This window comes from bacterium (assembly GCA_030648955.1).
Lineage (GTDB): Bacteria > Patescibacteriota > Minisyncoccia > Phycocordibacterales > JAUSHB01 > JAUSHB01.
Genome location: JAUSHB010000006.1, coordinates 22,191 through 42,137, shown reverse-complemented (window position 1 = coordinate 42,137; position 19,947 = coordinate 22,191). Strand labels below are relative to the sequence as shown.

Below are 19,947 nucleotides of genomic sequence, written 5' to 3'. Positions count from 1 at the left end.
ATTAAAGAACTGTTTGTATGCTTACACATTTGGTACAATAAATCAAATACTATAGCGATCATCCTTCTGCAGAATATAGCAGGGTCAATATCAATGAAAACCACAAAAACAGTGACAAAAAAACAAAAACTGAAAACCCATACAGGACTCTCGGAAGCTTTAGTGCGCCATATTTCTGCGGTAAAAAAAGAACCGAAGTGGATGCTTGAGAAGCGGCTCAAAGCTTATGGGCTTTATCAAACCGCAAAACTTCCAAGATTCGGCCCAGACCTCTCGGGTCTTGATCTGAAAAATATGATCTATTACGTCGATCCCGATGCTCCGGAAACAGACCAATGGAAAAAACTTCCCAAAGAAATCACAGATACATTTGAAAAATTAGGGATTCCAAAAGCGGAGCGGGAATATTTGGGCGGTGTTGGCGCACAATATGATTCTGGTGTTGTGTATCATCGGCTTAAAAAATCTCTCGCAGATAAGGGAGTTGTTTTTGAAAATATGGATGTTGCGGTACAAAAATATCCCGAGCTCGTGAAAAAATATTTTATGACCGATTGTGTTCCGATTGAAGAGCATACATTCACGATGCTTCATGCTGCTGTCTGGAGTGGGGGGACATTTATTTATGTACCCAAGGGGGTGAAAGTCGGAATGCCGCTTCAGGCATACTTTAGAATGAATCGCGCGCGTAGCGGACAATTCGAACACACGCTTATTATTGCTGATGAGGGTTCAGAAATCGAATATATCGAAGGATGTTCCGCACCAAAATATAATTACTCATCACTTCATGCAGGCTGTGTTGAACTTTTTGTGCTTCCTGGAGCAAAAATGAAATATATCAGCATCGAGAACTGGTCGCTTAATACGTACAACCTCAACACAAAACGTGCAATCGTGGAGAAAGACGGGGAGATAAAATGGGTCAACGGCAATATGGGCTCGGGCGTCACTATGCTCTATCCCTCGTCGGTTTTAAAAGGGGAAGGGGCAAAAGCAGCCAACATCGGTCTTGTGATTGCGGGAAAGGGTCAGATACAAGACACAGGGGGAAAGACACTTCACCTTGCTCCCAATACTTCATCGACCATTTATTCAAAATCAATTTCAAAAGACGGTGGAATTGCCAATTATCGCGGACTCATTAAGGTAGCTCCCAATGCAACAAACACTCGCTCGTCGCTCGTGTGCGAGTCACTTCTTCTCGATGAAAAGTCGCAGGCGAATACATTTCCATCGGTGCAAAATGCAAACGATCAGGTTGAAATCAGTCATGAAGCACGTATTGGGCGCATTGGGGAAGACGAAATTTTTTATTTGAAAACTCGCGGATTTTCGGAGCAGGCGGCGGTGCGCCTTGCGGTGACCGGTTTCGCAAATCCGATCATCAAAGAACTTCCACTTGAATATGCACTTGAACTTAACAAGCTTATCTCGCTTGAAATGGGGGAGGGGAAATACTAAATCATGATATCCAAAGACATAAAAAATAATTTTCCCATTTTTAAAAAAGTTTCCAACCTTGTTTACTTGGACAGTGCCGCAACCTCACAAACACCCGAGGGAGTGTTGAAAGCGATGGAAGAATATTATACGGGGTTTCGTTCAAATATTCATCGCGGGTTATACAGAATGGGGGAACAAGCGACAGAAAGCTACGAAGGTGCTCGAAGAAAAATCGCGCGGTTTATTGGTGCAGACGAGGGGGAGATAGTTTTTACGAGTGGAGCAACAGATTCGTCAAATATGCTTATTCGAAGTATTGAGGAGTCCCTTGAACTTAGGGAGGGTGATGAAATCGTGACCACAGTAATGGAGCATCATTCAACACTTATTCCACTCCAAAAACTTGCAAAACGGCGCAAGCTCGTTCTAAAGCATATTTCCATGACAAGCGATTTTCATCTAGACTATCGTGAAGCAGAAAAACTTATTACCCCAAAGACAAAAATTGTTTCGGTCATACTTGCGAGTAATGTTTTGGGAACGATTAATGACATAAAAACTATTGCGAATCTCGCACATGAGGTGGGGGCGCTTATGGTGGTTGATGGCACGGAAGCAGTCGGGCATATTTCCGTTGATGTAAAGGAATTTGATGCAGATTTCCTGTATTTTTCCGGACACAAGATGCTTGGACCGACAGGAATTGGCGTATTGTATGGCAAGAAAGAACTACTTTATAAAGTGGAACCAAGTATTTTTGGCGGTGGTATCGTAGAAAAAGTAACACTTACCGATGCAACATGGAAGAGAGCACCTGCCCGTTTTGAAGCGGGGACACAGAACATTGCCGGAGCGATTGGTCTTGGTGCGGCAGTTGAATATCTCGAAGAGATTGGTATCCAAAATATTCACAAACATGTGCAAGAACTTACGGAAGATGCAATCAAGAAACTAGAGAAAATCAACGGGGTCAAAATTTTTACTCAAAAAAATACAAAGAAAAATGTCGGCATCGTTTCTTTTATAATAGAAGGTATTCATTCTCACGACATAGCAGAAATTGCCGGACGAGACGATGTAGCGATTCGCGCAGGACATCATTGCGCGCAGCCACTTATAGAAACCTTGGGGGTACGTGCTACTGCTCGCGCAAGTTTTTATATGTATAATAGTAAAAATGATATTGATAGGTTGGTAATAAGCATTGATCGTGCGCATACGATGTTTCTTAAAACCACAATTGACTAACAAATTACTTCTGAACAACAATGGACGAAGAACTATACAAAGAGCATATTTTGGAACATTATCGTAACCCACACAATAAAAGGGAGCTTCCTTATGCAAATATACAAGGTAGTGCTTCAAACCCAATATGTGGAGATGATGTCGCGATTTATATCAATTTGAGTGGAGAACATAGACTCATTGAAGTATCATTCCTTGGTGAAGGGTGTGTTGTGAGTCAGGCCGCAGGCTCCATGCTTACCGATAAACTCCGTGGAATGGAACTCCGTGATGTGAAGCTATTATCTCCTGGCGATATCTACAGCATGCTTGCGGTTCGCATAAGCCCCGCCCGTGTTAATTGCGCGCTTCTTTCATATGAGGCATTAAGTAATGGACTAAAAAAACTTGATAGCAATCAGTAATAATTTCCAAGTGGTGCCATTTAAAATTGTCCTTGGAAATTGGATTACGAATTATGGTTGAACAGAAAATATTGAACGTAAGGAATTTGTCCGTGGAAACTCAAGAAAAAGTTGTTGTAAGCAATGTCTCTTTAGAAATGAAACCGGGAAAGATTTCCATGCTTATGGGTCCTAATGGGTCAGGTAAATCCAGTCTCCTTAAGGGTATTTTTGGACATCCAAAATATAAGATTACGGAAGGGACAATCACTCTTAACGGCAGAAATATAACGAAGATTACTACTGAAAAAAAGGCAAAACTGAAGATGTTTTTTTCTATGCAATATCTTCCGGAAGTATCTGGAGTAACTCTTTTAAAATTTATTCATACGTCGCACCAAGAGATTACGGGGAAAAATATTTCGGTACTCGAATTCTACAAGACGATTATGGCGACCGCATCTCTTCTCGAAATTCCTGATGCGCTCCTTAAGCGTGAATTACATGTAGGTTTTTCCGGAGGAGAGAAAAAACTTTCGGAAGTTTTACAGATGGCTTTACTTGAACCAGAGTTTGCTTTTTTGGACGAAATAGATTCCGGAGTCGATGTGGATTCTTTAAAAAAAGTATTTTCTGCAATCGTGAGACTTACAAAAAAGGGTACTGGTTTTCTTTTAGTAACGCATGCTACTAAAATCTTGGATTATATTAAGCCTGATGCGGTGTATATAATGAAAGAGGGGAGAATAAAAAAGACAGGAGGGTATGAGCTCATGGAGGAAATTGAAGAAAAAGGATTTAATATGTAATGCAATAGCTTGTAGTTAGTAGCCTTAGGAGGGCAATACTTAAAAGTTATAAGTTAAGAGTTCGAATCTTTTAGAAAAATATGCATACACCTAATACAATTACCGAAAAAGCAATAATCGAGAAATTAAAACAGGTCAAAGATCCTGAATTGGGAATCGATATTTGGACTCTTGGATTGGTGTATAAGATTATGATTGATGATAAGGAGATTAAGATATTAATGACCTTAACCACGCCGTTTTGCCCATTCGCAGATGATATTTTTCGTGATGTTAAAAAAAATGTTGGTGAACTTATGAAAGAAAAAGATGTGGAGAATGTTAAAGTGGATTTTACTTTCGAACCTCCGTGGGAGCCTGCGGAGGAATTGCGTACGTTGCTCGGATTATAAAAACTCCCCTAGGCGGGGAGTTTTTATAAAAGAATAAAAGAACAGAGTATAATACTATTTTGCTAGTGCGCTATCGATAAAAGACTTCACCGAAGCAAGTGGTTGTGCTCCCGGGATAACCACTTGTTCACCTGTTTTCTTGATGATTGCGAACGTAGAAGGAGTTCCCGTTACACCCGCCTTAAGCCCTCCCTGAAAATCTTCCTCAATATGCGCAGCATATTTACCCGAATTGAGACATGTCTCAAATTTTGCGCCATCTAATCCGATATACTTTGCAATCTCTAGGATTTTTGCCGGATCAAGTTGGTTATTTGATGGCGTAATTTCAAAAATTCTGTCCATATATGCCCAGAATTTATCATTTCCACCAAGGTTGTTTGCGCATTCTGCGCCCTCGGCTTCTTTTCGCGCCTTAGGGTGTATAGAATCAAGCGGGAAGTGACGATATACTAATGCAACTTTTCCGTCTTTGCCATACTGATCCATAATCTGTTTTACCGTGGGGTGAAATGTCTTGCAGTACGGGCATTCCGTGTCTGAGTATTCAACGAGTACAACTGGAGCATCGGGATTACCGAGTATGTGGTCTTTGGCAGTAACGGGGGGAATTTTAACCACCTCTTCTTTTTTACCATCTTCTGCTACCGGCTTGGGAATGGTTCCGGATTTTCCGCTTGTATAAAAAATCGCTCCTGCGATGATCGCTCCCGCGATAATGATTGCCACAGGGACGGTCATAGTGCTTTTGATTTCTTGCTTATTTTCCTGCTCCATGTTTTTATGCTTTAGGTTAGCCGTATTTAATTTATTACGGCATGCTTTTAATGTCTACTGTCGCGTACTTGTCATGATAGCACAGTGGAAAATCTCTGCAAATAAATTTACCGGCGTCATTGCAGTTTAGGTTCTCTTGGGGTAATCTTATGTTATTGACCATGACTATTAAAACCGCAGAATTTATCAAGGGAATTGTTGGAACAGATCCTATTCTGGAAGATCTTCATAAACAGATTGTGTTTGTAGGGCGATCAAACGTTGGAAAATCAAGCGTTATTAATTCCTTGACAGGAAGGAAAAATTTAGTGAGATCAAGTGCGGAACCTGGAAAAACTCAAGAAATAAATTTTTTCCTCGTGAATAAGAAGTTTTACTTCGTCGATCTTCCGGGTTATGGATTCGCAAAAATTCCCGCCAAGCGACGTGAAAAATTACGCAAACTTATTATTTGGTATCTTACGTATTCAGGTGTGACTCCACAAAAAATCGTGTTGATTATCGACGCACGAGTTGGCTTTACACAGCTCGACCAAGAAATGTTCACCATCCTCAAAGAGTGTGGTCATCCGATTCTTGTATTAGCAAATAAGATTGATGGCGTGAAAAGTGGTGTGCGTATAAAACAAGAACGAGTGGTTCGTGAACAAGCAGGGGGAGAGGAAGTGTTTTTTTATTCCGCAAAAAATGGAGAAGGTAAGGAAAAATTATTACGCAATCTTTCTTCTTCTCTTCTCCCGTAAAATCAATATATGCTAAAACGCGTTATTATAATCACCGTCATGATTACTTCAATTACCATTGTGGCGAGTTTTTATGCACCCAAGAGCGACACGTCTTCAGGTTCAGGAGAAAAAATTTCCGTGGTCACCAGTTTTTATGTGCTGGGAAATTTTATTGAGAATATCGGTGGAGATATTGTTTCAGTGCGTGTTATCACGCCACCAGGTATCGAACCTCATGATTACGAACCGACACCAAACGACCTCGTTGCCGTTGGACATGCAACGCTTTTTATATACAACGGCGCCGGATTTGATCCGTGGGCGAATCAATTAATCAATTCAAGTAACGCGCACGCTCTTAATATGAGCGAACAATTGAACCTCGTTCTCAATCACCCAGGAGAAACATCAGATCCACAAAATTTTTCCAATCCCCACTATTGGCTTGACCCCGTTTTGGCTATCGAAGAGGTAAGAATTATCCGCGATGCTTTAATAACGTTGGTTCCATCACAACAGACTCTGTTTAAAAAAAACGCGGAAGCATATATCAATAGAATTGCTTTATTGCACCATGATTTTGAGGAGGGTCTCGGTACCTGCGCTAATCATGATATTATTGTTTCCCATAATGCCTTTGAATATCTCGGCATTCGGTATACTATAAACACCATCCCTATCGCCGGAATTTCTCCGGAAGACGAACCTTCTACAAAAAAAATTGGCGAACTAACTCAATTAGCAAAAGAAAAAGATATTCGTTTTATTTTCTTCGAAACATCCGCAAGTCCAAAGCTTGCAGAAACGATTGCGCGGGAAGTAGGAATTAAAACACTCGTGTTGAATCCGATAGAAACTCTTACAGAAGAGGAACTAAAGGTTGGCGAAGATTATATATCAGTTATGAAAACAAATTTGAATAATTTAAGAAAAGCACTTGTATGCATGTAAACGAAATTCCTTATATACAACTTGAAGATGTAGATTTTTCTTATAATAAAATACCGGTTCTTGAGGCGGTGAGTTTTACGGTGCGCAAAGGAGATTATATCGGGATCATTGGACCCAATGGCGGGGGAAAGACAACACTTCTCAAGATACTATTGGGACTCATTGAGCCTGCGCGTGGCGTGGTGCGCATTATGGGACAGGACATACATAATCTCAAAGACCGTTCAATTATCGGATATGTACCCCAGCGTGTTGGAGAATCTGAACATCGCTTTCCCGCAACCGTGGAAGAAATTGTTGAGACAGGGCGTATTGCAAAACGTGGACTTTTTAAACGACTCACCGAAAAAGATCGTGATGCGGTAGGACATGCGATGGATATGAGTGGCGTATTGGGTTTAAAAGATCGCCTCATTGGTCAGCTTTCAGGCGGGGAAATGCAAAAGGTTTTTATAGCACGCGCGCTTGCGGGCGACCCAAAGATTTTGGTACTCGATGAACCTACGACAGGAGTTGATGTGGGATCGCAGAAGAGATTCTATGAATTCTTGGGTAGACTCAATCGTGAACATCATCTAACTATTATTTTTGTATCACACGACGTTGATGTTGTTTCCACTGAAGCGCGTTCTGTCATTTGTCTGAATAAGAATTTGGTGTGTGAGGGACCCTCGTCTCAACTTCATGACGAAGAAGTTATTAAAAAGCTTTATGGAGATAAAATCAACCTTGTAATTCATAGTCATTAGACAATTGGTTCATAAGAAATTCCATGTTAGAAATTTTTCAATTTGATTTTATGATACGAGCATTCGCGGCGGGGCTTGCCATTGCCGTTGTCGCTCCGGTTATTGGCATGTTTCTCGTGGTCAGGCGGTACTCGCTCTTGGCAGATACATTGGCGCATGTCTCGCTCGCAGGTGTCGCCATAGGGCTTCTTCTGGGGCTTAATCCTGTTATTACCGCCATTATAGCTTCTATCATCGCTTCGATTGGTATTGAGCGTCTTCGAACAACAAAAAAAATACTTGGTGAATCAGTTCTCGCATTATTTCTTTCCGGAAGTCTCGCAATCGCTGTTATTCTGTTGAGCCTTGCGAAGGGGTTTAACATGAACCTTTTCAGTTATCTTTTTGGCAGCATTTCCGTTGTTTCTCCTCTAGATTTGTACCTCACACTCGGTCTCGCGGTATTATTGATACTGGTTGTAAAATTTCTCTATAAAGAATTTTTCTTTCTCTCTTTTGATATCGACCTTGCGCGTGCAAGTGGCGTGCGCACAAAAACACTCGCGCTTATTTTAACCGCACTTGCCGGGGTGACTGTCTCGCTTTCGATCAGGGTTGTTGGTGTACTCCTGATTGGTGCGCTTATGGTAATTCCGGTAATATCAGCGATGCAGTTTAGCAGAGGTTTCCGCGACACCATGGTTCTCTCGGTGATATTTTCGGTGATATCTGTTATTTCGGGACTCTTCTTGTCGTTTTATTGGAATATCGCAAGCGGGGGAGCAATCGTCGTTGTTGCGCTTCTCATTTTCATCTTGAGTTTGGCGCTTAATCGAACGCAATCTTAAGTAGCAGAGAACCTATAGCTAGATTTGTGGGTTTTATCCCTCAATACACAAATACACCACAATCCAAAGCGAGGCTTTGGATTGTGGTCTTTTTATTGTATTTTGAGGAATATGTCATCACAGCCGTATGTTCCCGTTGTCCCATTCCCCAATTCATCTGGTCCAGAAGAAAAAACGGTAACAAATTCTGGAATGGTAGGATATTTATTTGAGGCTGGTTCAGTCCCACAATCGGCATATTGGTGATAGTCAGGATCAAAAATATAAGAATTTCCCCATGGGTCAACAGGTGTTTGCATGTACGGTCCTTTCCAATTCGTGATATCTTGTGCTGTCCACTGGCACACAATAGGGGCGTCACATGTGGGGTTATTGCTGTTATTGCTATCTTCAGTGCAACCAACTGTTGACGTTACTTTAATTCCCGCTAGCGCATTATCAAGCGCAACCTCTGGGTTAGCTACTGTTGCCGGTGGGCATCCATTTGGCCATTTTCCCGTGTCATCTTCAAGAAGGGCGATAGCGGTGCGCAATGACCTAAGATCAGCCTTAACTTTTGATGTCTTTGCTTTGTCTCTCGCGGTATTAAGCGACGCAAGAACTACCGACGCCAAAATGCCGATAATCGCAATGACAACCAGGAGCTCAATGAGAGTAAATCCTCTATTGAAAAATATTGTTTTTGACCCAAAATATTTTTCAATCTTATTATTCATACCCAATCTTTTTTATAGCAGTAGTATGTGATTTTTTTGATATGCTCACGATGGAGTATCCCACAAATCTATTTATCTCCTATTATGATAATTACGTCAAATTCGCTATCTTCAGAAAGAAAAGGGGATTCACCGATATTGTAGTGTTCGCCAACAATCGTTTTTACTTCCGCCAATGAGTCCTTTTTACTTTCTTTTATTTTAATCAGCGTATGGTCGCCCGTCTTTTCCGTATTGCCAGTCTCGGTCACCTCAAAACCTTTTTCTTTGAGAATATTCTTAAGATTTTGAGCTAGACCAGGAACATCAGTGCTATTGTATATGGCAATTTTAAGCGATTGTATGTTGTCGATAGTATACTGCGAACTGGTAGCGGATGAGTTCGAGGGCGTATGAATTTGTGATTCTGCCACAAATTCATCACCGAGCTCCTGTGATGGTTCAAATGTGTTTACCGGGATGCCTAATTTTTTTGCGACAGGTAAATAACTATCAAGTTCAAGACGTGGCAATTGACCCTCAATACTTTCCTCATTTATAAATACTCGATTGATACTTTTAGAGATAAAGCGTACGGAAAATATGAACAATACAATAATAATAAGTGCAAAAATACTAACAAGCGTCGGGTAGAAGACTTTTTTCCACGTGATTCCTTTTATGATCTCCTTTAATTTAATTTTATATCGCTCTTTCATGGTATTTTAATAAAGTAAGAGATTGTATTTATTGATTCGACAGTGTGTAGATTTTTGCTTCAATTGTTGCCTGAGCAGTTTCTTCCCAGCCCCGTGTTCCACCTCCGGATATGGTTATACTTGAGATTGTTGAAAAGTAGGGGAGCGACTCAAACCGCTGTAAATAATTAATCAGGGTATGTACGTTTCCGTTTACGCGAATTGAGTAGTCTATGGTTGCGATTTCCATACCGTTTTGTTTTTCACCCGTGAGCGATGGAATTCCAAATTTAAACGACTGTTGTACTGATGTCTGATCCGCTATGTTTTCGAGAATGGCGACAAAAGGGAGAATATTATCAGAAGGCGGGGATGCTTCTATAATCCTTTTGTCTGCTTCGCCCACAACATTAAAATCTCGCTTGAGTCCCGAAAGATATTCGCCTCGTTTGGAAAGTATGATCGATAGTCGTTTTTTTTCAATGAGGGAATCTCCGATTGACGTAATATTTCTACTGAGTATGGATATGGCAATAGATGCTACGATGATGGCTGTGATCATCACAAAAAAATGTTTACCCAGGGTTATTAAAAGTTGTCGTCGAGTAAGCATAAATAAGTTTTTTTTACTTGTTACCTTGATACAAGACATTCGGATCGATCATGCGGAATGTTGCTGAAAAAGAAATATTTGCTCGTTGTTCAAGGTTTGTAAGGGGAATGGTCATTTCGGTAAAAATCTTTGAAGTTTCCATCGATTTTTTAAATATATTAATATCGGCGCGTGTTGCGGCTATGCCGGTTAATGAAAAAAGTGAATCAGGGGTGGCGAATGAAACATTGGTAATAGTGATACCCTTCACGCTATGGGCTTTAACATCCTCAACAACCATACTCCATGCGGGAAATGTGGCAATAATAGAATTTGCTCGCCTTGCGAGTGCGTTAAATTCGTGCGCCCGATCTTCAAGAGCCAAGTTTTCCGCTGAAGAGGGAAGCGATGAGAGTGACGAGAGTTCTTTATTGGAATCTTGTTGAATTGCCGACAAAAGAATCCACGAACTGAAAAATATTGCAGTCCAGAATAGCGCAAGACCGATTGTGGTGTTGGTGATAAATTTTGAAAATGCTACCGCCTTCTGGTACTCATATGCTTTTTCGGTACCTACGGGAAGCATGCTCACGATGGTATCTTCTGCTCGCGGGAGAAGTCCGCGCATGGCTGCCCCAAGAGCAATTACCCATGCTGTTGTATTATTCTCCCCGCCAAAACGTTTCAACTCAAGCGCAAGTGAGTGAAAAAGCGAAACATGGGGAAGTTCAATTACGCGCGTAATTACCTCCCTCCATTCAACCTCATAAAATTTTTTAATTTTTTCCATCTCCATACTCATGGATTTTTCACCCAAGAGAGAAATTGGGGTGATTCTTTCAAATCGTGGAATACCATTTTTTACCACCGAGAATGTGATGTCTGTTTTTCCGGTGTTACATACCAGAATAGGTTGGTCTTCATGTTCTACTACTCGAGCCAAGCTCATTGTGTGTGATTCGAGCGCAACTGTTTTGACCCCCGCACGATCAAGTGCTGATAAAAATCCTTCGACAACAGTCTTGGGGGCAGTGGCAAGAAAAACTTCATTGTGCAGATTATTTGATGATTTTTCCCAATCAACATAGGCCGTATCTTCCGCGTAGGGTAATTGGAATGTCGTCACCAATTTCATCGCGTCAACAAGGCGCTCTTCTAAAATAGTCTGGGGAAATGGAAAAATCTTTTGGTAAAGTTTATTCCCCGGTATGGAAACAATAAAATATTTAACACTCGGTGATTTATTGAGGAGTTTAATAAGGGAAGCTGTCAATGCTTCTCTATCGAGAACTTCGCCATCTTGTATAGTGCCCCCCGGTAGAGGTTCTTCGGTGAGTGCTTTGATACGTAGGGTTGGCTGTTCTTTTTTGTGAGAAGTTTCGAGGGTTAGAAACGCGAGCTTCAGATGAGTCTCGCTTATTTCAAGACCCGCGATTGACTCCTCTCGTGTGAAAATTTTAATAAAGTTCATTTTAAATTAAGTCTATTCCTGCGTACGGCAGATACTGGGGATCTGAAATTACGCCATACTTAAAGATTATACCACTATATCTCTGTATTTAATCGAGTGGATATGGTGATAATCTAATGATGCGATTAGAGTGTGGGAATTTTTATCTCTACCTGACTTCTTTGTGGTAATTCTTGAGACACATTGTGTCATTGCGCACATACTTAATTAGATGGAGCCTTCTCCCTTTGGATTTATGTTTGGTTCTAGTATACTATACACATATTAAACTGTCGCCAGATCTTAATGGGGAGCGTGACCTCATCTTTCCGTAAACAATTACTTTATTTTAAGATTTGTAAACTTCCTCAAAATACTAGAATACATGCCTAAAAAATTATTTTTGATCGTACTCGTTTTTTCTATTCTTAGTATTGCAGTATGGTATGTTTACGAGCATGGGGGCATAAAAGGGGGGGAAGAAACAGTCCATACTCACCACATTGTGGTATTAAATCCTGGCGGAGAAACATTCACGATTTTTTTGGATAGTTTCATGAAAGAGATTAGGAAAATACATCATGAGCAGGGATTAAGTATCGTCATTGATTATAAGAATACTGAAGGAAGTAAGGAAAAACTCAAAACGTATATTGATGAAGCTATTGCTGAAAAACCAGATCTCATTGCCACCATTTCTACCAGACCAACATTTGATCTTGCGGATAAAACAAAAACTATCCCCATATTGACTGCGTTAGGAGATCCTATCGCTCACGGGTATTTTAAATCAATTCAAAGTTCTGGAATCAATATTGCTGGTATTTCGCACCAAAGTATTGAGCTTACCCCCAAACGGATTGAGCTTATCAAAAAAATGATTCCGTCTATAAAAAATATTGCAATGTTTTATGATACTACGTGCGGTCCTACAGCGATAGCTCGACCTATCGGCAAGGAATTAAGTAAAAAACTAGGCATTACCCTAACTGAATTTTCTCTTACCAATCCGGGACGAAAAGAAATTGAAGACGCTTTTATGGGTGTGGATTGGAAAAAATTTGACGCGCTCATGTTCTATCCTCACGGAACGCTTTTTTCACAGTCGGACCTCTTTCTCAAGGTTGCGCGGGAGAATAAATTACCAATCATTATGCCCGACAAAGCAGCACTCAATGGCGGAGCCCTTGCTTCATATGGACCAGATTACGCCGACATGGGAAGATCACTTGCGCGTATCGCCGAGAAAGTTCTCCAAGGAGAAGATCCCGGAGCACTTCCTTTTGAAACTCCGAGTAAAATTGATTTTGTGTTGAGTATTAAGAATGCGAAAGAAATCGGCGTCACGTTTTCGGAAGAAATAAAAAGTATTGCATCCCAAATTGTAAACTAACATGATTCTGCCTATGGGCACCACAAAAAGCAATTATTCTTCACACGTATACATATTCCTGGGTTCTCTCGTGGTGCTCGGTAACCTTATTTGGCTTTTCCCTACGCTTACGCTTCTTCGGAGCAACATAAACATTGTTGAGGAACGTACGATTGAAATCGCACTATCAAGAATAAAGTTATTTCTCGAAAATAATATTCTAGGACTTCAGGTATCGTCTCAATACATTATCCCGGATCTTGAGGCTAAGGAAAATAGTCTCGTACTACAAAACGTACTCAAGGGGGATAATGTTAAGGCAGTTTCTCTTACCGATCCTTCCGGCAAAGAAATTATTAAGTTTGATAAGTTTAAACCCACGAATCTGCTCACGTATGAGAATATTAGTACGCGCCATAATTTTATGGAAGCGATAACAACCAGAAGACCAGCATGGTCTTCTGTAACAATCTCAGCAAACCTTGAGCCACATATTATTGCCAGTGTTCCTTTCTACACATCAGATGAAGCTCTTGCCGGTGTTATTTCTGCTGAATTTAATGTGAATGAAATGTTTAAGGATGTTGGGAGTATTAAACTTGCACAAACGGGAAAACTATATATTGTCGACAGTGAGGGAGTTTTGATCAGCGATCCGGATACATCCTTGGTGCTTAAAAACCCGGGCTACATGTCGCGGCGTATTGTGATCGATACGCTTCAAGCAAAACAAACGACATCTTCGCTTGACGATAGATACACGTATAAAAATGAAAAAGGTGTTCGCGTTCTCTCTGCGGGAGGCTATGTTTCCGGCCCTCAATTTTTGGTCATCCTTGAAGAAAACCGAAGTGATGTATTTAAAGCAATCAATCAGATTAAAATTTACGCCACATTGATTAGCGTACTCGGTGTTATTGTTTTGCTGGCGTTGCGCAGTATTAATCGAAGACTTATAAACACAAACAAAGCTGTTTCGTTACGTATTCGCCAGCAGGCATTTGTGGCAGACTTCAGCAGAAGTGCGATTACTGAATCGAATGTTCAAGTGTTCACGCAAGATGGGGTTTCTAAGATTAGGGCAAGCTTAGGGGTTGACTACGTCAGTATTCTTGAGCTTCTCCCTGACGGCAAAGCGTTGCGTCTTGTTATCGGCGCTGGATGGAGAGAAGGCATGTTGGGGAACACTATTGTCGAAGCGGGAAAAAACTCGCAAGTAGAATATACATTTCTTTCAGATGAGCCAATTGTTGTTACAGACTTCAAAGTAGAACAGCGCTTTCAGGCACCTCCTCACTTAGCAGAACATGGTATAACAAGTGGCGTAAGTGTCGTTATTCCAAAAAACACCGGCAAGCCATATGGAGTCCTTAGTGTGTACTCTATAAAACGAAGAACATTTTCTTCCCAGGACGTTTCGTTTATTCAATCTGTTGCAGGCATTATTGCTCAGAAAATTGAAAAGAAAGAAGCGGAAGAAAAAATGACGCACACTATTAATGAACTTACTAAAATAAACAAGATTACCATTGAGCGCGAATTGAGAATGATAGAGCTAAAAAAAGAAATTTTACAGCTTACCGAAAAACTTAACCCTAAATCATAGCGAATGTATGTCTAAGTATCATTTACCAATCATAGACCGAAGAGTTGTCGCTGGGGGAACTATAGAGATTACTTTTGGTCGTAAGTCTGTTGGTGGGTCGTCAGAAATTGTCGAACAAGAATTACCCTTTACGCCGGGACAATATGTCCACATAATGCTTCCCAGCCTCATATTCCAGGATCCCAGGGGAAATGGAAGGGATTTTTCGATTTTATCATCACCAAATAATCATGATGTTATCACGATAGCATTTCGTATTTCCGGAAGCGGATTTAAAAAAAGCATTCTTGAAATGGCAACTGGTTCGGTGGTTCACGTAAGTGATCCATTGGGCTCCTTCTTTATTCCAGAGGACAGTTCTCGTCCCATTGTGTGTATAGCCGGGGGCATCGGTATTACTCCCTTTTTGAGTATCTTGCGGTATTCTTATGAAAATAAACTTCCTCATAGGATTACGCTACTTTATGTAAGCAAGGACGAAGAAACAAGGGCGTATCGCAAAGATCTCGATGAGTTTTCACAAGGAAATCCAAATATTTCAGTGCAGTATATTGAGGGAGACCTTACGCTCTACGAGTTGAAAAAGATTGTAGAAAACGAAAAAAATGCCCTTTGGTATGTAGCGGGACCGGAAGGGATGGTACGGTTTTCTTTGGCATCACTTATGGAAATGGGGATTACACATGACGACATTCATGTTGAAGAATTCTCTGGCTATCGCAGTGAAGATAGTACCACATCCTCTCTTCATGAAACAATCGTTGAAGCATCAGTGCACTCATTTGTTCTCAAGAACACGTCTCCGGATGTACTTCCCAAGAATTTTAAAACGATTCTCGATGCAATGAATTCTATCGCCATTGTTTCTCAAACAGATGAACGCGGTAATATTTTTTATGTAAGCGATACGTTCATTCAAAACTCTAAATATTCTCGAGAGGAATTGATTGGAAATAATCACCGCGTGTTACGCTCAGAATTCCATCCGCAAGCTTTTTTTGATGACATGTGGCATAACTATCTTTTGAAAGGTCGTGTTTGGCACGGACAAATTAAAAATAAAGCTAAGGATGATTCGTTGTATTGGGTTGACGCGATTATTGTTCCCGTAATCAGCACGAAAGGGATTATTACGGGATATGTGAGCATACAGTTCATCATAACGGAAAATAAGATTACTGAAGAAAAACTCGAGATAGAAAAAAAATATTATCAAACGCTCAGTGAAAATTCCGTTGATATGGTCACGGTAATCGGGAAAGATGGTACGGTATCGTATGCGAGTCCCTCTTTTTCTGCAATCTTGGGGTATAATCCGGATGAGCTCAAGGGAAAAAAGATTTTTGAGCATATGCACGAAGATGATCTCCCTGGGATAAAAAAGACATTTGAAAAGGTGGTGGGAGAGCCAGAGGAAACGCACACCGTTGAATTTCGTTTTCACCACAAGGATGGTACTTGGCGCACCATTGAAGCACTGGGCAAAAACCTCCTTAATAATCCTGTCGTCAACGGCATTGTTTGTAACTGTCGCGATATTACAAAACATAAAATAGATGAAGAAGTGCTCAAATCAAAGACGATTCAACTTGAAGAAGCCAATCGATTGATGATTGGTCGCGAACTTCGGATGGTTGAAATCAAGGAGGAATTAGAAGAACTTAAGAAGAAGTTCAATTCACCATAACGAGAAAAAGCGAGTGCCCTATAAACAGCACATACAATGATCTTTAAAAACAATAAAAAGAAACAGCGAAAAATAAATACCGAAATGCGGGTTCGTTTCGGTATTACATACAAACTTGCAACGTTGGTGGCAGTCGCAGGATTTTTGCCTTTATTTGCCGCGGGTATTTATATGTTTTTGAGCGTGAGTTCATTTAGCAAAGATGAAATACACGAGAAGATGCAAATATCCGTTGATATCGCAGATAAATCAATCAGTGATTACTACGCGGATTTGGGAGGACACCTTATTGTTTTCAAGTCAAACTTCACAGGGTCTAAAGAAATAGTAGAAATGTTGCATAGCATACCTAGTCAAGAAGACACGCCACCACCAAAAACAAAGCTCGGTGTTCAAAATGCGCTAAGAGAATATTTGGTCTCTATGGTGGGTAAGGACGCTCACACGGCGGGGGTATTTACGAATATTTACATTTTTGATGCAATTGGGGAAAAGTTGATAGTGTCAATGAACACAGACATATCACAGGGATCGCAAACGTACATGGATCTGTACAAAAACACCAGATCTCATGCACGTTCAATACATTCTAACGATGAAACATTTTTGATATATAACGAAGGGGGTGATGATGATCAAGTTGTCACTGTTGTTACACGCCTGTTCACAGAAAATGGTTCAACCAAATTATTTCTCGCGGGGGATGTGCCCATGAGGGAATTTACAAAGCCATTTTTATCTACCGGTTTTTTTCAAACACACACAGAGCTCTACCTCATTTCTCAAAATGGGCAAGTGCTTGCCGAAGAACATGTACACGATACAGAGGATCATGAGAACATTCAGGAGGTTGGCGCTACGTTTGAACTCTGGGGAAGAGGGAGTCCACTCGTGGGCGACAGTGGTCTCGTAGAGTATATCAACCACAATGCGGTCAATGTGCTTGGTGGGTATACATGGTCACCAACGTTAAATCTATGGATTCTTGTTGAGGTAGAGAAGCGAGAGGTATATGCCTTTTTGGATAAAATCACGAATCTAATAGCGATCTGGCTTGCGTTTCTTCTCGGCATCGGTGTGATTATTTATTTCCTCATTTCCTTTTTGGTCGTGTCTCCCCTCAAGCGACTAACGGATTTTGTGACTCATATAGATATTAAAAATAAATCAAATATATTACCCCTGTTTACCATAAGCACGCATGATGAAATTGGAGTCCTTGCGGGGGCTTTTAATCGCATGCTTGTACGCATCTATGAAGCTCAGTTTGATCTTGAAAAGAAAGTGATTGAAAAAACTCATGACCTTGCGGCGAGCTTGGAAACTACCGAACGACAAAATAAATTCCTTGAAGATTCAAAACGCGCAACCGTGAATGTGCTCGAAGATGCTTGGGAGCTAAAAGAAAAATTTAAGTTGCAACGCAATGAGCTACAGTCGATTATTACGTCCGTTGGCGAGGGACTTTTTTTGGTTAACCAAGAACATGTTATAACGCTTGCAAATCCGATGACGGAACAAATACTTGATATTTCCTTGAAAGATATTATAGGGAAAAAGGTAGACGATGTAATCTTGGCGCGTAAAGATGGAAAGGACATTCCCTACGACGATCGTCTTATGGCGCGAGTGCTTGCAACGAAACAGCCCATAGAGATTGGATTAGAAGACCGCTACTCATTTCGCACAAATTCCGGAAAGGAATTTCCTGTTGCAGTTTTTGCTACTCCGCTCGTAAAAGATAAGGATATGGGCGCAGTTATTGTGTTTCGCGATATTAGTAAAGAAAAAGCACTCGATGAATCAAAATCAAGTTTTATATCCATTGCATCGCACCAATTACGCACGCCACTTACTTCAATTAGGTGGTATTCCGAAATGCTTCTTTCAGAAGATGCGGGACCTCTTAATGAAATGCAAAGAGACTTTGCATCCGAGGTCAATAGCGGTACACTCCGTCTTTACAATACAATCGATCTTTTGTTATCAATTTCCAGAATAGAAAATGGAACATTAAAGCAAAGTACGGAGAAGGTGAACATTGTGAAACTTATGAATGAAGTTATAGAAGAATTCAAACCCCAACTTTCCCCCAAAGCCCTTACGATGAATGTCTCACTTCCACAAGGAGATATCCCCGATATCGACCTTGATCCATTATTGCTACGACAGGTGTTTTTGAACCTGATTGCAAACTCGATTCAATACACCAATAATGGCGGAATTATAAACGTAAGTATTGAAAAAAGAGCAGGAGAATATCTCTGTCGCGTTCAAGATAATGGAATCGGTATTCCGGATGAAGAAAAATCAAGAATCTTTTCAAAATTCTACAGAGCTCAGAATGCCTTGAATAAGGTTCCTGATGGATCAGGGCTCGGACTTTCGTTAGTAAAAGGATTAATCGAATCATGGGGAGGCAAGGTGTGGTTTGATTCTGAAATAGGGAAGGGAACAACGTTCAATGTTACTGTTCCCGAACATCCTTCCCTTACGCAGAAGATGAGCTGATTCTATAAAAGACAGTGCAGGCACAAAAAGACATTCCGCGGGAGTGTCCTAGAGTAATACGAGATCGCTTTAATTGTAATAAAATAGTTATTTTACATAGACGCATGGTTAATGATTTATAGTTTGTGGTATACTAAACACATGATTGAAAAATCTACCGAAGTGAAAACAATTCTTGTTGTCGAAGACGACGTAGCTCTTAATAAAGCCATTGTTCTTAAGTTGAACAAAAGAGGCTATACTATTGCAACTACCTTTAATGCGGAGGACGCATTTAAAGTTCTCGAAGAAAATAATAGCGTTGTGCTCATTTGGCTCGATATTTTATTGCCTGGAATGAACGGTCTCAATTTCCTTGAACTCATGAGGAAAAACCCTTTATATAAAGATAAAAAAGTTATCGTAGTATCAGTATCAGGAGGAGACGATTCAAAGAAAAGAGCCCTCGAGTTGGGGGCGGTTGACTACCTGGTTAAAAGTGCCTATGATTTAGATACATTGGTTTCAAAGGTGGTTTCGTACATCTAAAGAAATCGTACGCTTGTAATTTGAGACTCGTCAAAGATTCGTTCCGTATAACAGAAATTCAATGGATACAGAAAAAAGAAAAAAAATAGTGATTATAGAAGACGACGAACATATTTCAAAGGTTTATGAAATCAAACTCGCGAAAGAAAATGTAGATGTTAAGGTGTTTCGAGATGGTCCATCGGGTTTTGCGGGGATCGCCATTGAAATACCGGACTTGATCCTCCTTGATCTTATGATACCGGGACGTGATGGTTTTTGGGTGATAGAAGAGGTAAAAAAGAAACCAGAACTAGCAAATATTCCCATAATCGCACTTTCAAATCTAGGTCAACAAACTGACCGTGATCGTGCAATGGGACTTGGCGCGGTCGACTACCTTATTAAGGTGGATTATTCAATCGGAGAAGTAATCAGTAAGGTTAAGCAGTATTTAGAAAAAAATGGCGGGAAGGGGAGTAATGGGAATACGGAACGACAATAAGCACTCCTCACATCAAC

General features: G+C 40.6%; 20 protein-coding genes. 15 read left to right on the top strand and 5 right to left on the bottom strand.

The genetic code is table 11. From position 1 onward, the window contains the following. Positions 1 to 93: 93 nt before the first annotated feature. From sufB to Q7S11_00830, 5 genes are all read left to right on the top strand, one after another. Positions 94 to 1,464 carry a Fe-S cluster assembly protein SufB gene (gene sufB / locus Q7S11_00850; GenBank protein ID MDO8572300.1) on the top strand — a complete coding sequence of 457 codons (1,371 nt, stop codon included), beginning with the start codon at positions 94 to 96 and terminating at the stop codon, positions 1,462 to 1,464. A 3-nt stretch (positions 1,465 to 1,467) separates the two neighbouring features. Further along, positions 1,468 to 2,694: a cysteine desulfurase gene (locus tag Q7S11_00845; protein MDO8572299.1), complete on the top strand. Its 1,227-nt coding sequence runs from the start codon at positions 1,468 to 1,470 to the stop codon at positions 2,692 to 2,694. A gap of 20 nt (positions 2,695 to 2,714) precedes the next feature. Further along, positions 2,715 to 3,098 carry an iron-sulfur cluster assembly scaffold protein gene (locus Q7S11_00840; GenBank protein MDO8572298.1) on the top strand — a complete coding sequence of 128 codons (384 nt, stop codon included), beginning with the start codon at positions 2,715 to 2,717 and terminating at the stop codon, positions 3,096 to 3,098. A 53-nt stretch (positions 3,099 to 3,151) separates the two neighbouring features. Further along, a complete protein-coding gene (gene sufC, locus Q7S11_00835; GenBank protein MDO8572297.1) occupies positions 3,152 to 3,886 on the top strand; it encodes a Fe-S cluster assembly ATPase SufC in 735 nt (244 codons plus the stop codon). Between the two features lie 80 nt (positions 3,887 to 3,966). After that, positions 3,967 to 4,278: a metal-sulfur cluster assembly factor gene (locus tag Q7S11_00830; GenBank protein MDO8572296.1), complete on the top strand. Its 312-nt coding sequence runs from the start codon at positions 3,967 to 3,969 to the stop codon at positions 4,276 to 4,278. A gap of 54 nt (positions 4,279 to 4,332) precedes the next feature. On the opposite strand, the gene Q7S11_00825 is transcribed toward Q7S11_00830, so the two are convergent. Continuing rightward, entirely contained in the window at positions 4,333 to 5,055 is a 723-nt protein-coding gene (locus Q7S11_00825; GenBank protein MDO8572295.1) for a DsbA family protein, read from the bottom strand. A 161-nt stretch (positions 5,056 to 5,216) separates the two neighbouring features. On the opposite strand from Q7S11_00825, the gene yihA reads away from it, so the two are divergent. Genes yihA through Q7S11_00805 form a run of 4 tightly spaced genes read left to right on the top strand, consistent with a single transcriptional unit; the run spans position 5,217 to position 8,307 of the window. Further along, on the top strand, positions 5,217 to 5,798 hold the full coding sequence (gene yihA / locus Q7S11_00820; protein MDO8572294.1) for a ribosome biogenesis GTP-binding protein YihA/YsxC: 582 nt from the start codon (positions 5,217 to 5,219) through the stop codon (positions 5,796 to 5,798). A gap of 9 nt (positions 5,799 to 5,807) precedes the next feature. Beyond that, entirely contained in the window at positions 5,808 to 6,731 is a 924-nt protein-coding gene (locus Q7S11_00815; protein MDO8572293.1) for a zinc ABC transporter substrate-binding protein, read from the top strand. Further along, entirely contained in the window at positions 6,722 to 7,480 is a 759-nt protein-coding gene (locus Q7S11_00810) for a metal ABC transporter ATP-binding protein (GenBank protein ID MDO8572292.1), read from the top strand. The genes Q7S11_00815 and Q7S11_00810 overlap by 10 nt, the downstream gene beginning before the upstream one ends. A gap of 23 nt (positions 7,481 to 7,503) precedes the next feature. Continuing rightward, complete coding sequence (locus Q7S11_00805; protein ID MDO8572291.1) at positions 7,504 to 8,307, top strand: metal ABC transporter permease; 804 nt, start codon at positions 7,504 to 7,506, stop codon at positions 8,305 to 8,307. 92 nt (positions 8,308 to 8,399) lie between these two features. Here the strand turns inward: Q7S11_00805 and Q7S11_00800 are convergent, their stop codons facing one another. The 4 genes from Q7S11_00800 to pilM form a co-directional block, all read right to left on the bottom strand. Continuing rightward, complete coding sequence (locus Q7S11_00800) at positions 8,400 to 9,023, bottom strand: prepilin-type N-terminal cleavage/methylation domain-containing protein (protein MDO8572290.1); 624 nt, start codon at positions 9,021 to 9,023, stop codon at positions 8,400 to 8,402. A gap of 68 nt (positions 9,024 to 9,091) precedes the next feature. After that, positions 9,092 to 9,721: a LytR C-terminal domain-containing protein gene (locus Q7S11_00795; protein ID MDO8572289.1), complete on the bottom strand. Its 630-nt coding sequence runs from the start codon at positions 9,719 to 9,721 to the stop codon at positions 9,092 to 9,094. 28 nt (positions 9,722 to 9,749) lie between these two features. Continuing rightward, positions 9,750 to 10,313 (bottom strand): hypothetical protein, encoded by a 564-nt coding sequence (locus Q7S11_00790; GenBank protein MDO8572288.1) that lies wholly within the window; start codon positions 10,311 to 10,313, stop codon positions 9,750 to 9,752. A 13-nt stretch (positions 10,314 to 10,326) separates the two neighbouring features. Beyond that, positions 10,327 to 11,763, bottom strand: a complete 1,437-nt coding sequence (gene pilM, locus Q7S11_00785) for a pilus assembly protein PilM (GenBank protein ID MDO8572287.1) — start codon at positions 11,761 to 11,763, stop codon at positions 10,327 to 10,329. Between the two features lie 364 nt (positions 11,764 to 12,127). Between pilM and Q7S11_00780 the strand changes: the two genes are divergently transcribed. The 6 genes from Q7S11_00780 to Q7S11_00755 all read left to right on the top strand — a co-directional run bounded on the left by Q7S11_00780 (position 12,128) and on the right by Q7S11_00755 (position 19,930). Further along, positions 12,128 to 13,135 carry an ABC transporter substrate-binding protein gene (locus tag Q7S11_00780; GenBank protein ID MDO8572286.1) on the top strand — a complete coding sequence of 336 codons (1,008 nt, stop codon included), beginning with the start codon at positions 12,128 to 12,130 and terminating at the stop codon, positions 13,133 to 13,135. Between the two features lies 1 nt (position 13,136). After that, on the top strand, positions 13,137 to 14,720 hold the full coding sequence (locus Q7S11_00775) for a GAF domain-containing protein (GenBank protein ID MDO8572285.1): 1,584 nt from the start codon (positions 13,137 to 13,139) through the stop codon (positions 14,718 to 14,720). Positions 14,721 to 14,727: 7 nt separating this feature from the next. Further along, complete coding sequence (locus Q7S11_00770; GenBank protein MDO8572284.1) at positions 14,728 to 16,407, top strand: PAS domain S-box protein; 1,680 nt, start codon at positions 14,728 to 14,730, stop codon at positions 16,405 to 16,407. A gap of 36 nt (positions 16,408 to 16,443) precedes the next feature. After that, complete coding sequence (locus Q7S11_00765) at positions 16,444 to 18,918, top strand: ATP-binding protein (GenBank protein MDO8572283.1); 2,475 nt, start codon at positions 16,444 to 16,446, stop codon at positions 18,916 to 18,918. A 141-nt stretch (positions 18,919 to 19,059) separates the two neighbouring features. After that, on the top strand, positions 19,060 to 19,446 hold the full coding sequence (locus Q7S11_00760) for a response regulator (protein MDO8572282.1): 387 nt from the start codon (positions 19,060 to 19,062) through the stop codon (positions 19,444 to 19,446). 61 nt (positions 19,447 to 19,507) lie between these two features. Continuing rightward, positions 19,508 to 19,930 carry a response regulator gene (locus Q7S11_00755; protein MDO8572281.1) on the top strand — a complete coding sequence of 141 codons (423 nt, stop codon included), beginning with the start codon at positions 19,508 to 19,510 and terminating at the stop codon, positions 19,928 to 19,930. Positions 19,931 to 19,947: the final 17 nt, after the last annotated feature.